23 protein-coding genes are annotated in these 23,461 nt (G+C 72.5%); 2 read left to right on the plus strand and 21 right to left on the minus strand.

Annotated elements, in window-relative coordinates; genetic code table 11:
- Positions 1-139: 139 nt before the first annotated feature.
- Complete coding sequence (locus OG505_RS15240) at positions 140-628, plus strand: transcriptional regulator (RefSeq protein WP_007458348.1); 489 nt, start codon at positions 140-142, stop codon at positions 626-628.
- Positions 629-701: 73 nt separating this feature from the next.
- Here OG505_RS15240 and nusB read toward each other — a convergent pair whose 3' ends face one another.
- The 5 genes from nusB to OG505_RS15265 all read right to left on the minus strand — a co-directional run bounded on the left by nusB (position 702) and on the right by OG505_RS15265 (position 4,612).
- Complete coding sequence (gene nusB / locus OG505_RS15245; RefSeq protein ID WP_193376622.1) at positions 702-1,112, minus strand: transcription antitermination factor NusB; 411 nt, start codon at positions 1,110-1,112, stop codon at positions 702-704.
- A gap of 23 nt (positions 1,113-1,135) precedes the next feature.
- Positions 1,136-1,693 (minus strand): elongation factor P, encoded by a 558-nt coding sequence (gene efp, locus OG505_RS15250; protein ID WP_405434001.1) that lies wholly within the window; start codon positions 1,691-1,693, stop codon positions 1,136-1,138.
- Positions 1,694-2,095: 402 nt separating this feature from the next.
- Positions 2,096-2,527, minus strand: coding sequence for a type II 3-dehydroquinate dehydratase (gene aroQ, locus OG505_RS15255; RefSeq protein WP_405434003.1), 432 nt, complete (start codon positions 2,525-2,527; stop codon positions 2,096-2,098).
- Positions 2,524-3,603 (minus strand): 3-dehydroquinate synthase, encoded by a 1,080-nt coding sequence (gene aroB, locus OG505_RS15260; RefSeq protein WP_405434005.1) that lies wholly within the window; start codon positions 3,601-3,603, stop codon positions 2,524-2,526. Before aroB ends, aroQ begins: the two co-directional genes overlap by 4 nt.
- 10 nt (positions 3,604-3,613) lie before the next feature.
- Positions 3,614-4,612 carry a helix-turn-helix transcriptional regulator gene (locus tag OG505_RS15265; RefSeq protein WP_405434006.1) on the minus strand — a complete coding sequence of 333 codons (999 nt, stop codon included), beginning with the start codon at positions 4,610-4,612 and terminating at the stop codon, positions 3,614-3,616.
- Positions 4,613-4,691: 79 nt separating this feature from the next.
- Between OG505_RS15265 and OG505_RS15270 the strand changes: the two genes are divergently transcribed.
- Complete coding sequence (locus tag OG505_RS15270; protein ID WP_405434007.1) at positions 4,692-5,420, plus strand: alpha/beta fold hydrolase; 729 nt, start codon at positions 4,692-4,694, stop codon at positions 5,418-5,420.
- A gap of 64 nt (positions 5,421-5,484) precedes the next feature.
- Here the strand turns inward: OG505_RS15270 and OG505_RS15275 are convergent, their stop codons facing one another.
- From OG505_RS15275 to ruvX, 16 genes are all read right to left on the minus strand, one after another.
- Complete coding sequence (locus tag OG505_RS15275; RefSeq protein WP_405434008.1) at positions 5,485-5,988, minus strand: shikimate kinase; 504 nt, start codon at positions 5,986-5,988, stop codon at positions 5,485-5,487.
- The gene (gene aroC / locus OG505_RS15280) at positions 5,988-7,166 is read right to left on the minus strand and encodes a chorismate synthase (protein ID WP_405434009.1); all 1,179 of its coding nucleotides are present in this window, start codon (positions 7,164-7,166) and stop codon (positions 5,988-5,990) included. The genes OG505_RS15275 and aroC overlap by 1 nt, the downstream gene beginning before the upstream one ends.
- Before the next feature lie 103 nt (positions 7,167-7,269).
- The gene (locus OG505_RS15285; RefSeq protein WP_405434010.1) at positions 7,270-8,190 is read right to left on the minus strand and encodes a glycosyltransferase family 2 protein; all 921 of its coding nucleotides are present in this window, start codon (positions 8,188-8,190) and stop codon (positions 7,270-7,272) included.
- The gene (locus OG505_RS15290; protein WP_405434513.1) at positions 8,187-8,753 is read right to left on the minus strand and encodes a glycosyltransferase; all 567 of its coding nucleotides are present in this window, start codon (positions 8,751-8,753) and stop codon (positions 8,187-8,189) included. Before OG505_RS15290 ends, OG505_RS15285 begins: the two co-directional genes overlap by 4 nt.
- A gap of 92 nt (positions 8,754-8,845) precedes the next feature.
- On the minus strand, positions 8,846-9,322 hold the full coding sequence (locus OG505_RS15295) for a UDP-N-acetylglucosamine--LPS N-acetylglucosamine transferase (RefSeq protein ID WP_405434011.1): 477 nt from the start codon (positions 9,320-9,322) through the stop codon (positions 8,846-8,848).
- Between the two features lie 215 nt (positions 9,323-9,537).
- Complete coding sequence (locus tag OG505_RS15300) at positions 9,538-10,800, minus strand: hypothetical protein (protein ID WP_405434012.1); 1,263 nt, start codon at positions 10,798-10,800, stop codon at positions 9,538-9,540.
- Complete coding sequence (locus OG505_RS15305) at positions 10,797-11,699, minus strand: sulfotransferase domain-containing protein (RefSeq protein ID WP_405434514.1); 903 nt, start codon at positions 11,697-11,699, stop codon at positions 10,797-10,799. Before OG505_RS15305 ends, OG505_RS15300 begins: the two co-directional genes overlap by 4 nt.
- The gene (locus OG505_RS15310; protein WP_405434013.1) at positions 11,683-13,332 is read right to left on the minus strand and encodes a lipopolysaccharide biosynthesis protein; all 1,650 of its coding nucleotides are present in this window, start codon (positions 13,330-13,332) and stop codon (positions 11,683-11,685) included. The genes OG505_RS15305 and OG505_RS15310 overlap by 17 nt, the downstream gene beginning before the upstream one ends.
- Positions 13,329-14,690, minus strand: a complete 1,362-nt coding sequence (locus OG505_RS15315) for an O-antigen ligase family protein (RefSeq protein WP_405434014.1) — start codon at positions 14,688-14,690, stop codon at positions 13,329-13,331. The genes OG505_RS15310 and OG505_RS15315 overlap by 4 nt, the downstream gene beginning before the upstream one ends.
- 3 nt (positions 14,691-14,693) lie before the next feature.
- Entirely contained in the window at positions 14,694-16,292 is a 1,599-nt protein-coding gene (locus OG505_RS15320) for a lipopolysaccharide biosynthesis protein (protein WP_405434015.1), read from the minus strand.
- A complete protein-coding gene (locus tag OG505_RS15325; protein ID WP_405434016.1) occupies positions 16,285-16,836 on the minus strand; it encodes an acyltransferase in 552 nt (183 codons plus the stop codon). Before OG505_RS15325 ends, OG505_RS15320 begins: the two co-directional genes overlap by 8 nt.
- 95 nt (positions 16,837-16,931) lie before the next feature.
- Positions 16,932-18,899 carry a hypothetical protein gene (locus OG505_RS15330; RefSeq protein ID WP_405434516.1) on the minus strand — a complete coding sequence of 656 codons (1,968 nt, stop codon included), beginning with the start codon at positions 18,897-18,899 and terminating at the stop codon, positions 16,932-16,934.
- 194 nt (positions 18,900-19,093) lie between these two features.
- A complete protein-coding gene (locus OG505_RS15335) occupies positions 19,094-20,800 on the minus strand; it encodes a glycosyl hydrolase (RefSeq protein WP_405434017.1) in 1,707 nt (568 codons plus the stop codon).
- A 98-nt stretch (positions 20,801-20,898) separates the two neighbouring features.
- Positions 20,899-21,726, minus strand: coding sequence for a shikimate dehydrogenase (locus OG505_RS15340; RefSeq protein WP_405434018.1), 828 nt, complete (start codon positions 21,724-21,726; stop codon positions 20,899-20,901).
- Positions 21,723-22,946 (minus strand): endolytic transglycosylase MltG, encoded by a 1,224-nt coding sequence (gene mltG / locus OG505_RS15345; protein ID WP_405434020.1) that lies wholly within the window; start codon positions 22,944-22,946, stop codon positions 21,723-21,725. Before mltG ends, OG505_RS15340 begins: the two co-directional genes overlap by 4 nt.
- Positions 22,946-23,404 (minus strand): Holliday junction resolvase RuvX, encoded by a 459-nt coding sequence (gene ruvX, locus OG505_RS15350; protein ID WP_405434021.1) that lies wholly within the window; start codon positions 23,402-23,404, stop codon positions 22,946-22,948. Before ruvX ends, mltG begins: the two co-directional genes overlap by 1 nt.
- Positions 23,405-23,461 lie beyond the last annotated feature (57 nt).

Raw genomic sequence — 23,461 nt, forward strand, 5'->3', positions numbered from 1 at the left:
GGCCGACGAAATGGGGATAACTCCCTCGGTGCTCCCCAACGGTAAGGTCACGACCACTTGACCACGTGTCGCAATCCCCGTACCGTCACGCTCCGTAGCGATCGACGGGAGAACCCCGAGCAGCACTGGGAGTGTCCGAATGCCCTCTGAATACGCCAAATCTCTGGGCGCACGCCTGCGCTCCATCCGCCAGCAGCAGGGCCTCTCCCTGCAGGGTGTGGAGGAGAAGTCGAACGGGCGGTGGAAGGCCGTGGTGGTCGGCTCGTACGAGCGTGGCGACCGGGCCGTGACGGTGTCCCGTCTGGCCGAGCTGGCCGAGTTCTACCGTGTACCCGTCTCGGAACTGCTGCCGGACGGCAGCGGCGTCCGGCACGAGCCCACCAGCAAGATCGTTCTGGACCTGGAGCGGCTCTACGACGAGGCCTCCGAGGACCTGGCCTACGTCGCCCGCTACGCCCGCGCCATCCAGCAGCAGCGCGGTGACTACAACGGTCGGGTGCTCTCCATCCGCGCCGACGACCTGCGGGCGCTCGCGATCGTCTACGACGCCTCACCGTCGGGTCTGATCGAGCGACTCACCGAGCACGGCGTGCTGGTGGCCGACCCCCGGGCGTTCTTCGCCTCCTGAGCTGTCTCTTCACGCGAGAAGGGCCCGTGCCGGATGGCACGGGCCCTTCTCGTCGTGCGGGTACGCGGGCCGCTCAGCGAGTGGCGTACTCGGCGATGCGGCCGAGCACGCCATTGAGGAACCGCGGCGAATCGTCGGTGGACATCTGCCGGGCCAACTCGACGGCCTCGCTGATCGCCACCGCGTCGTCGATCTCGTCGACGTAGAGCAACTCGTAGACGGCGATCCGGGCCAGGTTGCGGTCGACCACCGGCATCCGCTCCAGCGTCCAACCCTCGGCGTAGCTGGCGATCAGCTCGTCGATGCGGTTGAGGTGCTCGGCGACCCCCTCGATCAGGCCCACCGCGTAACCCAGGTGCTCCGGGCGGGGCTGTTCGATGCGTTGGAGGTAGCCGGCCAGGACCTCGACGGGCGGCCGATCCCGCAGGTCAGCCTCGTAGAGGACGTCCAGCGCCCGCTTGCGCGCCTTGCGGCGTGCCGGCATCTGCTGCTTGGGACCCTCAGCCATCAGGCGCGGCCGAGGTAACGGCCGTCGCGGGTGTCGACCTTGATCTTCTCACCGGTGGTGATGAACAGCGGAACCGGCACGGTGGCGCCGGTCTCCACGGTCGCCGGCTTGGTGCCGCCGGTCGAACGGTCGCCCTGCAGGCCGGGCTCGGTGTAGGTGATCTCCAGCACGACGCTGGTGGGCAGCTCGATGTAGAGCGGCACACCCTCGTGCTGGGCGACGGTCGCCTCCGCCTCGGGCAGCAGGTAGTTGGCTGCCTCGCCGACGGTGCCGCCGGGCACGGTGATCTGGTCGAAGGTCTCCAGATCCATGAAGACGAAGTCTTCGCCGTCGGCGTACAAATACTGCATCGTGCGCTTGTCCACGGTCGCGGTTTCGACCTTGGTGCCCGCGTTGAAGGTCTTGTCGACCACCTTCCCGGACAGCACGTTCTTCAGCGTGGTGCGCACGAACGCGCCACCCTTACCGGGCTTGACGTGCTGGAACTCGACGACGGCCCAGAGCTCGCCGTCCAGGTTGAGTACCAGGCCGTTTTTGAGGTCGTTGGTGGAGGCCATTTCCTGCCTTGATCATCAATTGGCGGACAGACCCTAGGAGTCTACTAGCTGCGCCGAGGCGCGTTACCCGCCGTGGTCGTCCGTCCGCGTGCACGGACGTCCGATGCCCACGTGCAGTTACTTTCCGTTATCGTCGATTTACCCGCGACCGTATGCCTCCGGCCCTTTGCTCTGCTTCAACGGACGCAACAGTCACGGCCCGTGCTGCACTCATGATCCGCCCGCACACCGACCCGCGGCGCAAATCACCAGCTCACACAAGGTGTTGCGCCCATTGAAGCAGAGCAAAGGGCGCGCATCAGCAGGGTGAACCCCGCGCGGGCGAAAGGAAGGCGATAACCAACACTGACGCCACCGCCGGCAGAGGACCTCACCGTGGGTAAGACTCGGGCGGTTGATCGGTCAGGCCGGGCGGGTGGCCAGGTGGTGGAGTGCGAGACGGTAGCCGTCGATGCCGAGACCACAGATCACCCCGGTCGCCACCGCGGAGACCACGGAGTGGTGCCGGAACTCCTCGCGGGCGTGGATGTTGGACAGGTGCACCTCCACCAGCGGCCCGCGCAGCATGGCGCAGGCGTCGCGCACCGCGTACGAGTAGTGCGACCAGGCGGCCGGGTTGAGCACCACCGCCGCGCCCTCGTCGGCGGCGGCGTGCAGCCAACCGAGCAGCTCGTGCTCCGCGTCGGTCTGCCGGACGCTGACGTCGAGCCCCAGTTCCCGGCCGGTGGCCTCGCAGAGCGTCACCAGGTCGGCGTAGCTGGTCGAGCCGTACACGGCGGGCTCCCGGGTGCCGAGGCGGCCCAGGTTCGGCCCGTTCAACACGTGCACCTTCACGGGGCCACCGCCTCCCGGTAGGCGGCCTCCAGCAGCGCGTCGTCCGGGCCCTCCAGCATCGCCGGGCGGGCCAGCGCGTCCAGCACCACGAACCGCAGTCGGCTGCCCCGGGCCTTCTTGTCCACCCGCATGACGGCCAGCAGCCGCTCCCAGGCGTCGACCGGGTAGCTCACCGGCAGGCCGAGCGCGGTCAGGGTGCGGCGGTGCCGCTCGGCGGTCGGCGCGTCCAACCGGCCGGCGAGCCGGGCCAGCGTGGCCGCGTACACCAGGCCCACGGCCACGGCGTGGCCGTGCCGCCAGCGGTAACCCTCGACCTGCTCGATGGCGTGGGCCAGGGTGTGGCCGTAGTTGAGCACCTCCCGCAGGCCCGACTCACGCAGATCGCCGCCGACCACGTCGGCCTTGACCCGGATGGCCCGCTCGATCAGCTCCCGGGTCACCGGCCCGCGCGGGTCGGTGGCCGCCGCCGGGTCACGCTCGACGAGATCCAGGATCACCGGGTCGGCGATGAAGCCGCACTTGACCACCTCGGCCAGCCCGGCCGCCAGGTCGACGGCGGGCAGGCTGTCCAGGGTGGACAGGTCGGCCAGCACACCGACCGGCGGGTGGAACGCGCCGACCAGGTTCTTGCCGGCGGCGGTGTTGATCCCGGTCTTGCCGCCCACGGCGGCGTCCACCATGCCCAGCAGCGAGGTGGCCACCGGCACCCAGCGCACGCCGCGCAGCCAGCAGGCCGCGACGAAGCCGGCCAGGTCGGTCACCGCGCCGCCGCCGACGCCGACCACCGCGTCGGTACGCGTGAAACCAGCCGCGCCCAGCCGGTCCCAACAGGCGGCGGCCACCTCGATCTGCTTGCCCGACTCGGCGTCGGGCACCTCGATCGGCAGCGGCTCGACGCCGGCCCCGCGCAGCCGTTCGCCGATCGCGTCGGCCAGGGTCTTGAGTGGGGGCGTGTGCAGCACCGCCGCCCGGGTCGCGCCGGGCAGCAGCCCGGGCAGCGCGTCCAGCAGGTCGCGCCCGACCAGCACGTCGTACGGCCGTTCGCCGCCGACCGGAATCCGGGTCACCTCGTCCATCGCCGGCAGCCTAGTCCAGCGGACGGCGTGGCGACGGCGTCTGTCCACCTGCTGGCCGGGCGGCCCAGTCGGCCAGCCGGCGCGCGTGCTCGGCCACGGCGGTGCGCAACGCGGCCGGGTGGCGCACGGTGAACGCGCAGCCGAGCCCGGCGAGCAGCGCCGCCATACCGGCAAGGCTCTCCGCCCGGGCCCGCAGCAGCACCCCGTCGCCGCTGGCGGTCAGGTCGGCCACACCGGCCGGGATGCGCCGTCGGGCGGCGACCAGGTCGGTCTCCAGCAGCACCTCCACCTCGTGCCGGTAGGGCACGCCCGCCAGCGACCGGGTCAGCCACGCCACCGCGTCGAAGCCGTCCGGCACCGTGAACGTCGCCGCGCCTGGCGTGACGGCGCCGATCCGGTCCAGTCGGAACGTACGCACCTCGTCGCGCCGGTGGTCGTGGCCGGTGACGTACCAGCGGCCGGCGTGGAAGACCAGCCCGTACGGGTCGAGGTCACGATGCGACAGCTCACCGCGCCACGAGCGGTAGTCCAGGCTCACCCGCTGCCGGTGCCGGGCCGCCGCGGCCAGGGCCAGCAGGGTGCCCGACGCCGGTCGCGCCTGGGGCTCGGGCCGCCGCAGGGTGAAACCGAGGTGCTCCTGCACGGCGGTCAGCCGGTCGGCGAGCGCCGCCGGCAGCACCCGGCGGATCTTCGCCAGCGCGGTCGCCGTGGCCGGCAGCTCGGTGGCCAGTCCGACCCGTTCGGCGACGACCAGGCCGAGCAGCACGGCCACCGCCTCGTCGTCGGTGAGCATCAGCGGCGGCAGCTTGAACCCGGGATGCAGCCGGTAGCCGCCGTGGCGGCCCCGGTCGGCGACCACCGGGATGCCCAGCTCGACCAGGGTGGCCGCGTACCGGCGCACGGTCCGTTCGTCCACACCGAGCCGGCTGGCGAGGTCGCCGGCCGTCGCCCGGTGCCGGGCCTGGAGCAGCTCGAGCAGGGCCAGCACCCGACCGGCGGGATGAGACACGGGACACTCCTTCAAACCGGGCGGATCCTGTCCGGTTTCAATCGTACGGTCGGTCGGTAGCCGAGTGAAGGAGTGACAGGTGGCGACGTTCGTACTGGTGCCAGGGTTCTGGTTGGGTGCCTGGGCCTGGCGGGAGGTGACCGGTCTGCTGCGCGCGCAGGGCCACGACGTTCACCCGATGACGCTGACGGGAGTGGCCGAGCGCCACCACCTCGCGGGGCCGCAGGTGACCCTGCGGACGCACACCACCGACATCGTCCGGCTGATCGAGGTCGAGGATCTGCGCGACGTGCTGCTGGTCGGGCACTCGGGCGGCGGCATGCCGGTGGCCCAGGCGGCCGACCTCATCCCGGACCGCATCGCCCGGGTGGTCTACGTGGAGAGCGGGCCGTTGCCGGACGGCACGGCGCAGTTCGACACGGTGCCGCCGCAGGAGCAGCAGCGGCTGCGCGCGGCGATCGGCGACGGGCATCTGCTGCCACCGCCGGCCTGGGACCCGGCGGCCGATCCGACAAACCTGGCCGGCCTGGACGAGCCGACGCTGTCCCTCCTGCGCGAACGCTCCACCGCGCAGCCCCTGCGCACGGCGACCGATCCGGTACGCCGCACGGGTGGCCGCCCGGTGCCGACCGCGCTGGTCGCGAGCACCTTCCCGCTGGCGGTGGTGCGGCAGATGATCGACGAGGGGCACCCGTTCTTCACCGGCCTGGCCGACGGCCAGCTGCACGAGCTGCCCACCGGGCACTGGCCGATGCTCAGCGAGCCGAAGGCGCTGGCCGACGTCCTCGACCTGATCGCGCGCAGCTGAGCACAGGCCCGCACCGGGCGGCGAACGCACCGACCGCCGCCCGGGCGGCCGGGCCGAGCCGGCGTCAGCGCGCAAGCAGGGCGGCGATCTCGGCGACGACCGCCGCCGGCGTCCGGCCGTCGGTGATCACCGTCTCGGTGGCCACCTCGGCGTAGAGCGGCCGGCGCTGATCCATCAGGTGCTTGAGGGTGGCGCGCGGATTGATCGCCAGCAGCGGCCGGCCCGCGCCGAGCCCGACCCGCTTCACCGCGTCGGGCAGCTCCACCGAGAGGTGCACGACCCGGTGCCCCACCAGGGCCGCTCGGGTCTCCTCGGCCAGCACGGCGCCGCCGCCGAGGGCGAGCACACCGGTGCCGGCGGCGAGCGCCGCCGCCACGGCGGCCCGCTCCAGGGCCCGGAAGTGGTCCTCACCCTCGTCGATGAAGATCTCCGGGATGGTCTTGCCGGCCAGCTGCTCGATGTCGGCGTCGGTGTCCCGGAACTCCACGCCGAGGGTGGCGGCGAGCGCCTGCCCCACGGTGGTCTTGCCGCAGCCGGGCACCCCGACCAGGACCACGACCGGCGCCATCAGCGGATGACCAACGCGTCGAGGTAGCCGGCCAGGTTGCGGCGGATCTCGGCGACCGAGTCACCGCCGAACTTCTCGGTGGCCGCCTCGGCCAGCACGAGCGCCACCATCGCCTCGGCGACGACCGCCGCGGCGGGCACCGCGCAGACGTCGGAGCGCTGGTTGATGGCGGTCGCCGGCTCGCCCGTGACGACGTCCACGGTGGCCAGCGCACGGTTCAGCGAGGAGATCGGCTTCATGGCGGCGCGCACCCGCAGCGGCTCGCCGGTGGTGATGCCGCCCTCCAGCCCGCCGGCCCGGTCGGTGACCCGGCGAACGCCGGTGGCCGACGGGATGATCTCGTCGTGCGCCTCGGAGCCGCGGGAGCGGGCCTGCTGCCACCCGTCGCCGATCTCCACTCCCTTGATCGCCTGGATCGACATCAGCGCCGTGGCCAACCGGGCGTCGAGTTTGCGGTCCCACTGCACGTGGCTGCCCAGGCCCGGCGGCACCCCGTACGCCAGCACCTCCACCACGCCGCCGAGGGTGTCGGCGGCCTTCTTCGCGGCGTCCACCTCGGCGACCATCAGGGCGCTGGCCTCCGGGTCGAGGCAGCGCAGCGGGTCGGCGTCGATGCGGTCGGCGTCGGACGGGGTCGGGCGCAGCCCGGGCTTCGCGGCCACCGGCCCCAGCTCGACGACGTGCGAGACGATCTCGACGCCCAGGGCCTGCCGGATCAACGCCTTGGCGACGGTGCCGACGGCGACCCGGGCGGCGGTCTCCCGGGCGCTGGCGCGCTCCAGGATCGGCCGGGCGTCGTGGTGGCCGTACTTCTGCATGCCGGCCAGGTCGGCGTGGCCGGGCCGGGGGCGGGTCAACGGCGCGTTGCGGGCCTGCCGGGCCAGCTCGTCGGGGTCGACGGGATCGGCGGCCATCACCGTGCGCCACTTCGGCCACTCGGAGTTGCCCACCCGGATCGCCACCGGACTGCCCAGGGTCACGCCGTGCCGCAGCCCGCCGATCACCTCGACCTCGTCCTGCTCGAACGACATCCGGGCACCACGGCCGTAGCCCAGCCGACGGCGGGCGAGCTCGCCCGCGATCTCGGTGGTGCTCACCTCGATGCCGGCCGGCACCCCCTCCATCAGCGCGACGAGGGCGGGACCGTGCGATTCACCTGCAGTCAGCCAGCGCAACACAGCGGTCAGTCTGTCACGGCGCGCGACGGGCGCGTCGCGCTGCCCGCCTCGTCCCGCCCTGCGGACGGCCGGGACCGTCCGCAGGGCGGCTTCGCGCGAGGGGTCAGATGCCCCGGCCGCGTTTGTGCAGGGTGCGCAGCACCGCGTCGGCTCGGACCACCCGACCGGCGACCGCGAGCGCCAGGTAGGCGCGCGGCTCGCGGGGATTGCTGCGCAGGGTGCGTCGCGCCCAGCGCAGAGCGCCCCGACGATCACCGGAGGCGGCCTGGGCGAACGCGATCTGCCCGGCGACGCGGGCCGCGCCGGCCGGCTGGGTGGCGAACTCCGGGTAGCGCCGCAGCAGCCACTGCAACGCCTCGGAGATGGTGTCCCAGCGCTGCGCGAAGTACGAGCGCTTGTGCCAGCGCACCAGCACTGACGGCGTCGGCAGGTTGATCAGCGGCGCGCTGCGGGCGGCCCGCAGCAGGAATTCGTAGTCCTCCGCGTAACTGCCCGGGATCTCCTCGTCGACCAGGCCGAAGCCCTCGCGCAGCGCCGTCGCGCGGATCAGGAAGGTGGACGGGTGCAGCTCGGTCAACCGGTCCCGCAGCAGGTCGTCGAGGGTGATCCGGTCCTTGTCGAGCACCCGGTCGACGGTGTGCCCGTCGTAACTGACCCGGATGCCGCAGCAGACGAACTCGGCGGCCGGGTCGGCGGCCAGGGCATCGACCTGGGCGGCCAGCTTGCCCGGCAGCCACTCGTCGTCGTCGTCGCAGAACGCGATCAACTCACCCTCGGCGGCGAGGGTGCCGCTGTTGCGCGCCCCGGCCAGCCCCGGCGCGCGCCCGTTGCTGATGACCCGCACCGCCCGGTCCGGCCCGGCGAGGGCCGTCAGCGACTCGTCGGGCGTGGACTGGTCGAACACGACAACGGCCTCGATCCGGCCCGGGTACTCCTGGGCGAGGATCGCCGCGAGGGCGGCGCGCAGCAGCTCGGGGCGGTCCCGGGTGGGCACCACGACGCTGACGCTCGGCTGTCGGGTCATCGGATCTCCTTTCTGCCCTGGCCGGGTCGCGGCCAGGGCCGCCAGCGGGGTCGGCGCCGGGCCGAGCGGGCCACCAGGTCATCCACGATCTGCCCCACCCGGGCGACGGCCGCGCGCTGGGCCTCGTGCGCGGCCGGGTCGGCGGCCACCGCGTACCGGGACGGGTCGGCCTGCCCGGCGGCGAGCGCGTCGTGCAGCGCCTCCCGGGTCTCGCAGAGCGCCACCAGCCCGGCCGCGCCGAGCCGGCGCGCGAAGAGCTGCTGGTGGTCGTCGACGTGCTCACCGAGCGACGGGTCGCGGGGCACCACGATGGGCAGATGCCCGTGCCGGCGGGCCTCCAGGATCGTCGCCGGGCCGCCGTGACACACCACCAGGTCCGCGTCGGCCATCGCCTGTTGCAGGGCGTCGTGACCGAGGAAGGGCACCGCGCCCGGCAGGGGCGGCACCGTGGTGTGACCGTGCTGCACGGTCAACCCGACCGGCCCGGCGTGCGCGTGCCACCGGGCCAACCAGTCCACGAGCCGGTCGAAGGGGTGCTTGTCGGTGCCGACCGCGACGAGCAGCCGGGTCTGCTCGACGTCCCTGCTGTCGCGCTGGCGCGGCAGCCGGGACGGGTCGGCGACGGTGTCGCGGCGGGCCGTGCCCGTCTCCCCGCTCACAGCAGCGTCCCGACGACGGTGGCCTCCGGATACTGCCGGCGCTGCTCGTCCCACTGCACGAGCATCGCGGACAGGAACGGCCGGCAGAGCCGGGCGGTCAGCGTCGGGGTGTCGATCCGGTCGTACACCTCGATGTAGACGGTCGGGATGCCACGCAGGCGGGCCAGCACCACGAACGGCACGGCCACCCCGGCGCCGGTGGTGACCACAGCGGCGACCCGCCGGCCCCGCAGCACCCGCCAGGCCAGTCGCGCGTTGCGCAGCAGGTTCGGCACGTTGCGGGTGGTCGGGTGGTGCGCCGGCACCAGATCCTCGCCGGCCAGCAGCGACACCGCCTCCGGGGTGTCGAAGGTGACCCAGCAGCGCCGCCACCGTTCGTACCAGGGCCGCAGGGCAAGTAGTTGGGCCAGGTGGCCGCCGCTGGATCCCACCAGCAGCAACACCGAAGGCTCGTCGTCGTTGTTCGTGTCCACGCGACTCCCCACAAGTCAGCTTGGAATTCCGATTCACGCCAGGCAGCAGCAGATCACAGGTTTTCCGGTCGTCGAACAGCGCGACCGGACGAGGCGACGATCTCCACTCGGCGTGGTCAGGCCCACTGTCGGCCCCGCAACCCATCGATCGTCATCACGACCTGCCATTATGTCGTCACTCTACGACGCGCACCCGGCGTCGCGCAGTCTCCACTTCAGTCGCTTTGTCGTTTCTCGATGACGTCCAACAGTGCGGGATGCAGCGCGCCGTTCCATCCGGCGCCGGCGTCCGCCAGCCGCCACGTCCGCAGCCACATCTCCAGCAGGTACGCGTCGGCCACCAGCCGGCACTGCGCCGGGCCCAGACCGAGCCGCGCACCGTGCCGGCCCAGCTGCCCGTCCACGGCCACGGCGGCCACCGCGGCCGGTTCGGCGCGCAGCACCAGCGACCGCTGGAAGGCGTCGTGCGCCAGGTCGAAGCCGACCGGCACGTCCGGACCACTGTGCTCCCAGTCCCAGGCCACCAGCCGGCCGTCGTGCGTGCCCAGGTTCCACGGCACCCAGTCGCCGTGCCAGTGGCCGAACTCGACAGCCGTGTCGCCGTGCCGGCGGGCCAGCGCGGCGACCGCGGCGACCGCCCGCGCCCCGGCCGGTACGGCCGCGGCGGCCCGCTCGGCCTGGGCGGCCAACCGGGTCAGGAACGTCGAGGAGGCCAGCGTTCGCGGCGCCCCGGCCGAGGCACCGCGGCGGGCGACCGCGAGCAACGCCGCGATCCGGGGCGGGTCGTCCGCCGGCACGCCGCGTACGTCCGGCGGCAGCGGTTCGATCACCGCGACCGCCTGGCCGGACCACGCCGTCTCGGTGAGCAGCCCCGGCGGCGCCGGATGGTCGACGACGCCGGCCACCGCGCGCAACGCCCGCAGCGCGCTGGCCTCGGCGGTGACCAGCGCCCGGGTGGCGTCGTTCCAGCCGATCTTCGCGTAGCCGCGCGGACGACCGTCGACGGTGAACAGTTGCAGGGTGGGTTTGACGTTCGGGTCCGGCGGACGCACACCGCACGCGGCCAGCAGCGGCGTACCGCCCAGCGCGGCGGCGAGCCGCTCGGTGAGCAGCAGCTCGGTCACGGGCGCCCCCACCGGCACCGAGACGGTCAACGTCGGAAACGGCGCCAGGCCCACCCCACCGAACCGGGCCAGCCCACCGAGCGCCGCCCGCAGCGCCCGCACCCTCGGCGGCCGCAACGCGTTGTACGCCAGCAACGACGCCGCGCCGGCCCGGGGTGCGCCCAGCGGCACGAGAAACCGGGCCCGGGCCACCGACGGCACCACCGCGTACCGGGCCACCGCCCGATGCCCGGCCGGCAGCGCGCCACCCACCGTCAGGCCGACCCGGTCGTCCGGGAAGACCGCGCGGCTCACCCAGCCCAGCCCGTCCACCCGGGACCGGGGATCGGTGGCCGGGGTGACCCCGGTCGTCACGCCGCCCGGTCCGCCCAGTCGAGGTCCAACCCGAGCCGCTCACGCAGCGCGTCGTTGTACGGGCGGTAGTAGTCGGTCAGCTCGGCGCGGACCGCCGGCTCCAGCGGCGCGGAGCGCCGGTCGTTGTAGACCTTGAAGTTCGGCAGGTCGTACGGGGGCAGACCGAGGAAGTCGAGGGTGCGCTGGTACGTGGCGCGGGAGTCGCGGTACAGGTCCTCGCTGGGCAGGAAGAGGATCTGCTCGGAGTCGAAGCGCTCCAGCCACGGCTCCAGGTGCTCCAGGTAACGCCCCCGGGCCCGGTACGTGTACCAGTCGTACGCCTCGCTGAACGCCTCGGGCTCGGCGATGAGCCGCTCCCGCTCCCCCGCGGTGCGCTCCGGCTCGGCGGCCAGCGCGGCGGCGAAGTCCAGCGGCTCGATGCCGTGGGTGCGGCGCTCCTTCCAGTGCGAGTACGCCCGCTCGACCGGGTCGCGCAGCAGCACGATCAGCTTCACGGTCGGCAGCAGAGCGGCGACCCGCTGCGCGGCGAGCGGGTGGAACATGTAGAGCGGGGCGGCCTCGCCGACCCGGACCGGCCCGCCGTGCCGCTTCGCGAGGGCCTCGCGCTGCCGCTCGGTCGGGAAGTGCGAGCGGTACCACGCCTCGCCCCGCCCCCAGTGCTCCTCGAAGTAGTGCGCCGACTTGGTGTTCCACGCGGGAAAGAGCCGCGGCACCAGGGGGTGCTGGATGAGGTAGTTCCACAGGGAGGTGGTGCCGCCCCGCTTGGTGCCGATGATCAGGAAGTCCGGCAGGGGTCGCCGGTCACTGGTGCGCACCCCGTAGTCGACCAGGGACTCTTTCACCCGGGTGGTCACCTGGGTCGGCACCAACTGCTTCACCCGGTCACGGATGGACGCCACGATGGCCCTCACCTGCCTCTCGTCGATTCCGGGCCGGCCTGGCGGCCGTGGCCGCGTCGTCGGACCCACGGATCTGCCTCATGGTCACCCGGATGCCGGCGCGCACCCGGGGCAACGTCAACAAGCCGACGCAACCGGCCAGCAGCACGCCCAGCGACACCGCCAGGCCCGGCAGGCCGCGGCCCCCGGTCAGCACGCCGATCCCCGCCGCGAAGCCCACGCCGCCGAGGGTGGCCGCCGCCGCGCGCAGCGTCGCAGCGTCGACCAGCGGCTCGGCGACCACCGCACGGGCGAACGCGGCGGCCGTGAGGTTCTCGGTGGCGATGCCGGCGGTCCAGGCGAGCGCCGCGCCCGTCGCGCCGTGCCCGGGGATCAGCCAGAGCCCGAGCGAGACGGTCACGGTGAGCCCGGCCAGGGTGGACACCAGGTGCAGCCCACTGCGCCCGCCCATCAGCAGCAGGCTCTGCACGTTGCCCACGCCGGTGTTCACCAGCATCGCCAGCGCGAGCACCGTCATCGCCGGCACGCCGGCGGTGAACTCCGGGCCGAACAGTTGCAGGAACGCGAGCGCGAACACCGCGAGCAGCAGGTACACCGGCCAGGACAGCACCAGCCCCCACGTGGTCAACTGCCGGTGCACCGCCGCGGCGGCGGCCCGCTCACCACGCCCCAGCAGCCGGGACAGCTGCGGCGACACCGCCACCCGCAACCCCTGCATCGCGAGCTGGCCGGCCAGCACGTACCGGCCGACCGCGCCGAACACGCCCGCGTCGGCCGGCCCGGCCAGCACCGACGTCAGCAGCACCCCCACCCACATGCTGCCCGCGTCGATGGCCGCCGAGGCGGCCCGGGGCAGCGCGAACCGCCAGAACGTCGACCAGTCGGCCCGGCCCGGTCGCAGCGCCGCGCCCCGGCCCAGGCCGAGCGGGCCGGCCACCAGGGCGAGGCAGGCCAGCAGCGCCAGCGCCGCCGGCACCAGCCAGCCGGTCATCCCGGCGAGCAGGCCGCCGCCGGCCAGCGCGGCCGCGCCGACCAACGCCGGGCGGGCCACCGGCAGCAGGAGGAACTGCACGCCGACGTACGCGCGGATGGGGCGTACGCAGCGCAGCGCGGCCAGCAGCAGGGTCATCGCCACCACCACCGGCACGGCGGCGAAGGTGAGCGTCAGCAACGCGTCGCCGCCGTCGCCCGAGCCCCGCAGCAGTCGGGGGGCGAGCGCGTCGGCGCTCAGCGCTCCGACGCCAGCGACCACGAGCCCGGCCAGCAGCGGGGGGATCAGCGCCACCGGAAGCACCCGCGCCGCGTCCCCCGGGACACCGAGACGACGCCGGGGCAGCGCCCACATCAGACCGGTCTCCGCGCCCAGCGTGCAGACCGCGGTGGCCACGGTGACCACGCCGATGGCGGCGAAGAACGCGCCCGCGCCGGCCGTCCCGTACCCCCGGGTGATCACCACGGCCAGCACGAAGCCGAACAGTCCGCTGGTGGCGGCGCCGAGCAGCCCGGCCACGCCGCTGCGTGCGCTGCGGCGCGTCTCCGCCGCGCCGATGTCGACCGTGTCGGCGGCGACCGCCCCCGAGCGGTGCGGGCCGTCGGGGCCGGCGCCGGCCGGCGGCCGGGTGGGGGCGGTCATGCCGGCACCGCCGTACCGGGCGGGCGCGGCGGACGTTCCCGCTGCCCGCTCGCCAGCCGTTCCCGTTCGGCGAGCGCCATGGCGAAGCCGACCGCGAAGAACGCGACCGACAGGTTCTGGTTGGCCATGCCGTAGAACGGGACCTGCACGAGGCAGACCACCGGCACCACCGCCAGCCACTGCCCGGCCGCCGAGATCGCCCGCGCGCAGATCACCGCGGCGGCGACGAACCAGGCCAGGAAACACACCAGCGCCGGTACGCCGTGGCTGAACAACACCATCCACAGCTGCCCCTGGGTGCCGATCGGCGCGGCCGCGGAGACCGTGTCCACGTTCACCGGAGCGCCGTAGCCCAGCCACGGCGAATCCTGTACCCGGCGGATCACCTCCGTGTAGAGCGACAGGCGGTCCGTGTTGGTGTCACTGGAGTCGACCCGCTGGCTGATCAGGTCGGTGATCGGAATGAACAGGGTGGCCAGCGCGCCGATCACGACCACGCCGACGATGGACGCGGCGACCCGGACGTTGCCGCGCAGGCTGGCCCGCACCCCGAGCACCGCGAGCCCGGCGCCCAGGCTGAGGAACATCGCCCGGTTCAGCGTGAGGAACGCCGGCGCCAGCGACAGCGGCAGGGACGCCAGCAGCACCCAGCGCAGCAGCCCCCGGCGGCGCAGCATCGTGTACGCCACCACGCAGGGCAGGGTCATCGCGTACGCGCTGCCGTAGTTGTTGGTGTACGAGAACGGCGCGGCCGGCCGGTAGATCGGGTTGAGCGAGCGCTCGCTGTACTCCGCGGTGGTCAGGTGCACCATGTCCCGGATGAACGGGGTACGGGCCACGCCGCCGGGCAGCAGCACCTCCATCGGGGTGGTCATCCCCAGCCGGGGCACCAGCACCCCGAGCCAGCCCAGCACCACCAGCGCGAACCAGAACGCGCAGAGCGGGGTGAGCACCGCCACCAGGTCGGCGCGTTCCCGGGCGGCGGTGTAGACGTAGACCCCGACGACCAGCGCGGTCAGATAGAAGGCCAACCGCAGGGCGAACGTCAGCAGCGAGGCCGGCGAGGACAGTTGGGTGGCGCTGACGACAACGATGGCCAGGAACAGCAGCCAGATGCCGGCGGCCGGCGGCAGCGGCACCCGACCCCGGGTGAGCAGCAACGCGAGCAGCAGCCCGCCCAGCAGCGGCCAGCCCAGGTAGAAAGCCCCGAGCGACCACCAGAGCGGCACCAGCCCGAACGTCAGCGCCAGCGGCCAGAGCGGCAGCCGGGCGGGGGGCGGTGGCGGTGGCACCGGCCCGAGGGGGGCGGCGGCGTCGCCGGGTGGCGGCTCGGTGGCCGGAGCGCGGGTGACCGACACCGATCAGGCCCGGCCGTTGCGGGTCAGCACGAAGCCCAGCGGGGTGACCCCGGCGGCGCGCAGACGCTCGACGAGCCGCCGCAGATCACTCTGCCGAGTGCGGTCCCGCTCGACCACCACCACGGCGCTGCCCTGCCGGGCCACCGCCACGCCACGCTCGTCGGACTCGGCCGGTGGGGCGTTGAACAGCACCAACCCGTGGTCCGCGCCCTGCCGCCAGGTGCCGAAGCGGACGCTGCCGACCCCCACGGTCACCTCGTCCGCAGACGCCGGCCGGCCGTTCTCGGCGCGGCCGGACGACACCCGGGGCAGGGTCAGCGTGGCGTCCGGATCGGTGGACGGGCGGGCGCCGGGCGGGTGCGGGGAGGGCCGCCGAGGGGCCGGGCTCTCCGCGGTGGCGCCGGCCGGGCTCGAAGCGCCGGCCGGTCGGGGCTTGGGCACCAGCGGCCGGGACGGGTCGATGGGCAGCCGCCCGCGGTCGGCGAGGACGACGGCGCGCAGGCGCTCGACGCGCCCGCTGTCGTCGGCGACGAAGACCTCCCGGCCGTCGGCGGCGAGCGCCACGGCCAGCCCGGCGGTGAGTGCCGTGGCGTCTTCCCGGGCGGTGACCAGCGCGACCCGGGCCGGTTGGCGGACCCGCTCGGCCACCGCCATCGCCACGTAGCGGATGTCCGCGTCGACGGCCCGGGGGCTGCCCCGAAACCCTGGCCGACGCACCGTGCCGAGCAGCGGCAGGCCGCTGGCGTCCCGACCGTCGCTGACCGAGCGGACCCGCCGGTCGGTCGACTCCCAGACGTACGCCAGCACGACGCCGATCAGCGCGCCGCCGAGCAGGCCGGCGACCAGGTAGAGCGGCCGGTGCCCGGCGGAGGTGGCCAGCGCCCGCTCGGCGGTCTGGGTGATCCAGCCGGGGTTGACATCGACCGCGGCGATCTCGGTACGGGCGGCGTTGAGCTGGGTGAGCTGGTTGTTGATTCCGGACAGTTCGGCCAGCGCGGCGTCGCCGGCGGCGGTGCCCTTGGCGCTGCTCACCCGCTTCTGCACGGCGGCCTGCTGGGCGGCGACCTTGGTGATGCTGGCGTCGTAGGAGCGCAGCATCTCGGCGCGCTGCTGCTCGTACATGGTGCGCCGCAGGTCGAGGTACGCCTGCGCGGCGAGGTTGGCCCCCTGCACCGCACGCTGCGCGTCGGACGCCTGGTAGGTGAAGCGCAGGATCTGCCCGCCGGTGGGCACCTCGACCTCGAGGGCGTTGCGGATGTCGCGTGGCTGGCTGCCGGCGGCGTCGGCGAGACGCTGGACCACCTGGGTGCCGGTGGCGAGGCCGCTCTCCACGTTCATGTTGACGGCGCGGTCGGCGCCCGCACCGCTGGGAGTGAAGGCGTCGGTGACCACCGGGCGGACCGCCACCACCGCGCTCGCGCTCACCGCCGCCGGGACGAGCAGCACGTAGCCGAGGGCGGCGAGCAGGCCGACCAGGGCTACCGCGACCACCAGCCGCAGCCGGTACATCGGCACCCGCAGCAGGTCGGTGAGCGTGACGGCACGGGCGGTGCCGGCGGACGGGCCGTCCGACGGCCAGGAGGCGGGCGTCGTGTCAGTCATGGAACTTTTTCACCGTCTGTTGAGGATTGCCGACGACGACGACGCCCGGTGGCACGTCCGCGCGCACCACCGTCGCGGCGCCCACGACGCTGTCCCGGCCGACGCGCACTCCCTTGAGGACCAGGGCGTGCGCGCCGACCCACACGTTCTCCTCGAGGACGATCGGGGCGCGGGTGGCCGGACCGGGCGGGACGTGCCGCTGCTCGGGCGGCAGGTTGTGAAAGTCGTTGTCGAGGAGTTCGCAATCGGACAAAAGGCAACGGTCTCCCACCGTCACCGACGTCCAGGTGCCGATCCAGGTGGCGTTGAGCAGACAGTCGGCGCCGATGCGCACCTCGCCGGGGCCGGCGAAGCGGACCAGTTTGTTGAGCCGGCTCCGGTCGCCGATGCTGACCCGTACGCCCCGGCGCAGCCGGATCCGACCTCGGATCTCCACGTCCCGGCCGAGCGTGAGCCGTCGGTAGCGCAGCCTGTACCAGGCGCGTTTGAGCGCGAAGACCAGGTGCACGGCGCGTTTCGCGCGGATGCCAGCGGCGCCAACCAACGACCCCTCCCCCACATCGTGGGGCCGACGGCGGTGGTCCCGCCGCCGACCCAACGCGAACAATCTACCGATGCTCCGTTACAAACGGTTGACCCTTACTGCACGGAGAAGAACATCGAGGGGGTAGACCAGGACAACTCGGGCGTCGCCGTAGCGATGACCGTCGCCGTGGCGCCGTTGACCACGGCGGTCGGCGCGGCCGTCGGGTCGAACGGCACGCTGCGCAGCGTGCCGTCGGTCGCACCGTAGACGATTCGACCACCGGACCAGGCCATGCCGCGCACACTCGACCAGGTGACACCGGTGGTGGGCAGCGCGAACTCGGTGGCGCCCAGGTAGTTGCCGTCGATCTCGAAGTAGCGGTAGTAGAGGTTGTTGGTGCCGGACCGGGTGTAGTAGAGCCGACCGTCGAGATAGAACGCCCCGGTCAGCAGCGCCGGGTTGAACCAGTCGTTGTAGCCGGACGCCTCCCACGGCGACCCGATCGCGCCGCCGTTGAACAGCGAGACGTCGATCCGGCTGCCGGTGGGCGTGCCCGCGACGGTGTGCGCCCAGTAGATCCGGTCGTCGACCCGCCAGGTCGCGCCGGCCGCGGTGTAGGCGGGCTGGCTGACCGCGGTCGAGGTGCCCAGCGCGGCGCCGTCGAACGGCACCTTGGTCACGGTGCCCGGGGCGGTGGTCAGGTAGAGGTTGCCGGTGGTCGCCGACGGCGGGTTCTTCGCGTTGAACGTACGCCCGCCAGCGAGCGGGAACATGCCGAGCCGCCCGTGGTACTCCTCGCCCATGCCGTCGGAGTTGTGCCCGAAGTAGAGGCCGTCCGAGCCGCGCCAGAGCACCGGCACGGCGGAGCCCCAGGCGGTGGTGCCGGCGGGCATCGAGGCGCTGCCGCTGCGGCGGGGGTTCCAGTTGACCGGCAGGCCGGTGGCCGGGGTGACCGCGCCGATGCCGAGCCGGTCGACAGCGCCGTTGCCGGCGGTGTCGCTGGCGTTCGGGTTGTTCAGCCACCGGAAGTGCCCGCCGAGGTAGATGACGTTGTCGGCCACCTCGACCGAGGTGATGGTGTCGTTGCCGGTGAAGTCGATCCAGGTGGCGAGCTGGCCGGCGCCTCGGGCGGGGGTCTCGAAACGGGCCAGGGCGTCGCAGTACGCGGTCGGCCAACCGCCGCCGCCGTTGGAGCCGACCACGAACCAGCTGCCGTCCTCCCCGAACCGCACGTCCTGCACGTAGTGCACGAACGTGGCCGGGGACGCGCACGGCGGCACGTACTTCTCGGTGCTCCAGTCCAGCACCGTCGGGGTGCCGGTGAGGTCGACCAGCGCGATCTGGTTGCGCGGCAGGTCGTTGACGAGCGTGAAGTTGCCGCCCAGCACCAGGGTGCCGCCGTCCGGCGTGACGTCGATCGTCCACACGTACGACGTGGTGCTGTGCCGCCCGACGGTGGCGTCGACGGCGAACGTCGGGTCGATCGCACCGGTCGTCGCGTTGAGCCGGCCGAGACCGGCGTGCGCGGTGCCGTTGAGCCAGTTGAACGCGCCGGCCACGTAGAGCCAGTTGCCCGACAGGACCAGGTCGCGGACGGTGCCGCCGTCGGAGCGCCCGACCCAGCTGTCGATGATCGCGCCGGTCGCGGGGTTCAGCGCGACCAGGTTCTTGCGGGAGACGCCGTTGACGGTCTTGAAGGCGCCGCCGACGATCAGCGTGCCGCCGGGACCGGCGAGCAACGCGTTGACCGCGCCGTCGAGCACCGGCAGGAAGGTCGTCGACATGGTGCCGGTGGTCCGGTCGTACGCGAAGAGGTAGCGCTGGGTGACCCACGCGGAGCTGGCGGTCTGTCGGAGCTGCGTGAAGCTGCCGCCGACGAAGACGGTGTTACCGATTTGCGCGAAGGCGCGGGTCTCGCCGTCGCGGGCGTGCGGGGTCGTGTCGCTGGGATTCGTGGACACCAGGGTCGCGGTCCCGGGGACCGGCACCACCGCCGCCGAGGACACCGAGGGCACGCTGAGCACCGCGGCGACGACCGCCAGAGCGACCACCCCCGCCCGAGTACGACGTCGTACTGACAAACGCCACAAGTGCGAGAGTTTGGGCACGCTGCGCCTCCAAGATGGATGAGAACCCGAGGTAGCGTGCCTCGCCCAGCCTGGTAGGCGCATCCGCCGATTGGGCGGTGCATGAATCTGCTAGCCGACAGAACGCCAAAGGATCACGTGGCTGCCCCTCGATGAACGGCGCGTGTCGTCACGGTGTCGTCATCTCGTCAGCGGCTACCTCCGGCGGGCTGCCGCAGGTACGCGTCCTTGCCGGCCTGGCTGAAGCCGGTCACCGCGGAGGCATCGTGGTTCATCGTCATGTCACAGGTCGCCGTTCGGGTGGTCATGCCCGGCGAGTTGAAGTAGATAGCGGCCTTGATCTTCGGGTGCGCCTTCAGGGCCGCCGGGAACTCCTGGAACCAGCGCTGCTTGGCCCCCGGGTCCTTGACGTCGAAGTTCGTGCCGAACTCGGCGAGCATCCGCGGCTTGCCGGCCCCGATGCCGTTCTCGTCGAGCCAGCGGTAGAAACCGTCCACCGTGGTGCTCGGGCTCTTCCACACGGTGCTGCCGTTGCAGACGTGGAAGTTGTACGGGTCGTAGGCCACCCAGTCGACGTACCGGTCGCCGGGGTAGAGGCCGGCGTACCGGGAGTAGTGCCCGGACCAGCCCATCATCGTCCAGACCCAGACGGCGTTGTCCGCGCCGGCCTTGGCGAACCGTTCGTACACGTACTTCCAGGCCCGGACGAAGTCGGCGTCGCTGCCCTTGCCCGGCTCGTCCTCCGGCTCGTGGTCGAAGCCCATGAACACCGGCACCTTCGCAGCCCGGATGCGACCGGCGACCGCGTCGATCGTGGCATCCTGCCGGCCACTGTAGATCTCGGACCACTTCAGCGTGGTGCCGGCGGAGAAGTCGCGCGACTCCCACGCGAAGAACAGCAGCCGCCCTTCGCGCATCTGCTGGGACTCGTACGCGTCGGGGAAGACGCCGTTGCTGCCGGCGTTGGAGAAGTCGTGGTAGCGGTGCACGATGTCGAACTTGCGCCCGACCTGCGCCTCGACGTCGGTGATCGCCTTGCCGTGGTCCCAGCCGCTGCCCGCGTTGGCCGGTGAGTACATCCCCCACCAGGCGCCGCAGGAGGGCACGAGCGTGTCGGACACCTGGCCGCACTTGCCGGACGGGAGGGTGGGGCTCTGGGTCGGGGTCGGCGTACGAGTTGGCGCGACCGTCGGCGTGGGCCGGGGCGCGGCGGTGGTCGGCGCGACCGTCGGCGAGGGCGGCGGCGCCGGCCGGGTGGTCGGCGCCGACGTCGGCTTACTGCCGAGGTCGTAGCTGATCACCAGGCTGGGTCGCAGCTCCGGGTTGCGGTTCTCGACCGACGCCCAGTAGACGCGGGTCTCCAGACCGGTCTGGGCGAGCGACACCGTCCAGGTGCCGTTGCCGGTGACCAACGTGGAGACGTCCCACTCGTTGACGCCCTTGGCCACACCGGTCACGGTGTCCAGCACGGTCCCTGGCATCGCCGGGGCCGGTCGCGTCTCGCGGGCGCTCAACGACGAGGCCTGCGCGGTCACCGTGGCGGCGAACTGCTGCCAGGCGTGCATGCGCAGGGTCGCCCGGACGTTGACGGCGGCGGCCGGCACGGTGGTCACGGCGAACTCGACGACCGCCTCGCGGCCACCGCGCGGGTTGCCGTCGCAGCGCGCCGGGCAGGTCGCCAGGGTCGTCTTGGTGGCATTGTCGCCGTCCTGCGTCACCATCGTCGCGGTGGTGTCCGCCACCGCGCGGATCGACAGGTCGTCGCTGGCCAGCAGCGGCATTATGGTCGCCACGATGCCGGCCACCACCGCACCGCCGACCACGCCGACGGAGATCGCCTTGCGCCGGGGACCGTTGCGGAGCCGGGTGATGCGGTGCAGTCCATGCCTGGTCAAGGAGAACTCCCTGTGTCTGCTGCGGTAACCGTGAGCAGCGTATCGACGACCAGGGCATGTCGTGGGCAGGACAAGTTCCCGTAAGCGCGTCTTAACCGTCAGCTAAGAAAGGCGCTCCGGCGGGCCGCCACCAGCGCCTCCCGCATCGCCACGACCGGCGCGGCAACGCCGGTGAACTGCTCGAACTGGCCGACCGCCTGCGCCAGCAGCAGGTCCAATCCGGACACCACCCGCAGACCGGCAGCACGGGCGGACGCGGCCAGCGGCGTTGGCCACGGGTCGTACAGCGCGTCGAAACACACCCCATCCGGCCGCCACGTCACCACGCCGGCGAGCGAGTCGGCGACGCCCTTCGGCACCGTGGAGACGACCACGTCGGCGACGGCCAGGTGCCGGGGCGCGTCGGCCCAGGCGCCCCCCGTCAGCGCCACGTCGAGGGCGTCGGCCACCGGGCGCAGCTCGTCGACCGCCTCGGACCGGCGGGCCACCACCGTCACCGACGAGCACGCCAGTCGTGCGGCGGCGGCGAGCGCGGCGCGGGCCGTTCCCCCCGCGCCGAGGACGGTCAGAGCGGCACCGGGCACCACCCCGGCCGCGGTGAGCACCTCGACCATGCCGCCGACGTCGGTGTTGTCCGCGTACCAGGAGCCGTCCGGACGGCGTACCAACGTGTTGGCCGCGCCGACCGCGACGGCGACCGGCGACGCGGCGTCGGCCACGGCGAGCGCCGCCTCCTTGCCCGGCATGGTCACCGACAGCCCGGCCCACTCCGGGCCCAGGCCGGCGACCAGATCCGGCAGCTCCGCCGCCGCGCACTCGATCCGGGTGTACGACCACCCGGTCAGCCCGGCGGCGGCGTAGCCGGCGGTGTGGATCACCGGGGAGAGCGAGTGCGCGATCGGCGTGCCGACCACGGCCGCCCTCACGAACAGTTCTCGCCGCTGAGCACGCCGTTGCGGCACATCTGGCGTTGCAGGTTCCGGAAGTCGGCATCGTTGGAGCCGTAGCCCATCGTGCCCTTCTTGTCGACGGTCATGAAGTAGACCCAGTCGCCCACCGGGGGGTCCATCGCGCCCTTGAGCGCGTCCTCGCCAGGGTTGCTGATCGGCGTGATCGTCAGGCCGTCAGCACCGTGGGTGCGGTAAGGGTTCTTCGGATCGTTGATTTCGCTGGCCTTCAGAACGTCGGAGTCCTTCGGGTCCTTACCCTGCAACCGCAACCAGTAGTTGATCGCGCTGTCGATCTCCAGGCACTTGCAGTGGTACTTGTCGGTGTACACCCGGTTGTAGATCACCCGGGAGACCTTCGGGAAGTCGACATGGTTGACCGACTCGGCCTGCGCGATGGAGGCGGTGATCAACGCTTCGTACGGGGAGATGCCCCGCTTGCCCTTGACGGTGTCGACGAACTTAATCTGGTCGGTGACCTCGAGGAACTTGTCGACCATCAGCGACAGGATCTGCGCCGCCGTTGCCTTCGGCGGAATCTCGTACGTCGCCGGGAACAGGAAGCCCTCCAGGCTCTTCGGCCCCTTCTTGCCGTCTCCCCGGTTGAACCAGAAGGCCGGCACCCCCAGCTTGACCGGGTCCTTCGCCGCGGCCTTGAACTCGGTGACCGGAATCTTCGTCGCCTTGGCCAGTTCGTCATAGATCGCCAAGGTGATCATCCCCTCTGGGATGGTCACTCCGTTCACCACACGGCTCTTCGGATCGAGCAGCAGAAGCAGGGCCTCGGACGCCTTCATCGCCTTCTTGACCTTGTAGCGACCCACCTGGAGGTTCTTGCTGCGGGAGTTTGCGTCCGCCGCCTCGATGAACGCCTTGACGCTCTTGACCACACCGGCCTCGTACAACGTGGCACCGACATCGGTCGCGCTGTCACCGGTCTTGACGTCGACCAGCACCTCGCCCGAGCCCGGGCCGTCGTAGTCGGGCGTGACGAAGTAGTTCTGGATCCGGTCGAACCCGTAGAACGCGCCGCCGCCGATGCCGCCCAACAGGAGCAGGGCCATCAGCAGCGCCAGGAACGTCTTGCCGCGCCCCCCGGAGCTGGAGCCGCCGTTACGTTTACGGACGAAGCCGCGCCGGTGTCGGCCTTTCTCACCCCGCTCCGGCTCGTCAAAACCAAGATCCAGATCGTCGATCATTACGTCCGCCTCCGCTGCGCGTCCAGCCAGCTCTGCAGGATCTCCACCGCGGCCGCCTGGTCGACAACCGCACGTTGACGTTTACCTCGGACGCCACGCTCGGCAAGCCTACGAGAAGCGACCACGGTCGACATCCTCTCGTCGGTAAGCGTTACCGGTACGGGCGCTATCACATCGGCCAGTCGGCCAGCGTACGCCTTCACTCCGACCGCCGCGGGACCGTGTTTGCCGGCCAGGTTGACCGGAAGGCCGACGACAACCTCGACCGCTTCATGTTCGGCCACCAGTGCCGCGAGCTGGGCAAGGTCGCTCGGCACCGCGTCCGGCGCGGCGGTGAGATCGCGGGCGAGGGTGACCAGCGGCGTGGCCAGCACCCCGTCCGGATCCGAGCGGGACACCCCGACCCGCACCTGACCGACGTCCACGCCAATCCGCACCCCGCGCGTCAGTTTACTCACCGACGGTCACCGTGGGGACCATACGAACCAGGGCGGACCGATCGGTCCGCCCTGGTC

The organism is Micromonospora sp. NBC_00617, from assembly GCF_045161355.1.
Lineage (GTDB): Bacteria > Actinomycetota > Actinomycetes > Mycobacteriales > Micromonosporaceae > Micromonospora.